Here is a 799-nt window from a genome sequence, read left to right on the forward strand (position 1 = left end):
GGCGCCGGCGTCAGGCGCTCGCCCGGCCCGAACAGCAGGCGCGGGGCCGTATCCCCGGCCACGGCCCGGTTCGGGATCAGCCGAGCCAGCTTGGCCTCCAGGGTCTGGGACGCTATGTGCCGCCAGGCCCGGGGGGCGTGCAGCAGCTCGCGCAGGGCCGCCGCGTAGCCGTGCGAGCGCCGGCGGTCGAGGACGCGCCGGTGCTGCCATTTCCGCATCGTGGCGTCGCGATGGGCCCGCAGGGCCTTGCGGGCGTCCGGCATCAGGTCCGGACGGGCCAGCATCGTCTCGTCGAACGCAATGATCGCCGCGAGATCCTCGGTCCGGTGCTGCGCACTCAGCGAATCCGCGCGCTCGATCGCCACGTAGCCGCACGGCGCGGTGACGGAGAACACGGCGCCCGCCGCCAGGGCCTCGACGTAGAGGGCGTAATCCTCCCCGAGGCGCAGTCGCGCGTCGTAGCGCAGGCCGTGGCGCTGCAGGAACGACCGGCGCATGATCGGCTTGAGGAACCCGAGTTCCCGCCGGTGCTCGCCCGCGCGTCCGATGTTGCCGGAGACGAACCCCGCGAGCGACAGCGCTTTCGGCTGGCCGGGCCCGGTCACGAGGCTCCCGGCCGCGGCCGCCGCGCTCCCCCGGACCAGGATGATGTCGTCGGCGATCAAGTCCCAGCTGCGGGGGGCCGACAGCAGGCGGCCCAGGCGCCCGTCGAGGAAAGTGTCGTCGGCATCGAGGACGCAGAGCAGCCGCGCGGTCGCGACCGCCAGCGCCGCGTTGCGGGCGGCGGCCGGTCCGGCGT

At 74.7% G+C, this 799-nt stretch carries 1 protein-coding gene; it reads right to left on the reverse strand.

Features of this window, described 5'->3' with window-relative positions:
* The coding region (locus FV228_RS31300; RefSeq protein ID WP_147857926.1) for a glycosyltransferase at positions 1-799 on the reverse strand (799 nt) is incomplete at both ends.

This window comes from Methylobacterium sp. WL18 (genome assembly GCF_008040015.1).
GTDB classification, from domain to species: Bacteria; Pseudomonadota; Alphaproteobacteria; order Rhizobiales; family Beijerinckiaceae; genus Methylobacterium; species Methylobacterium mesophilicum.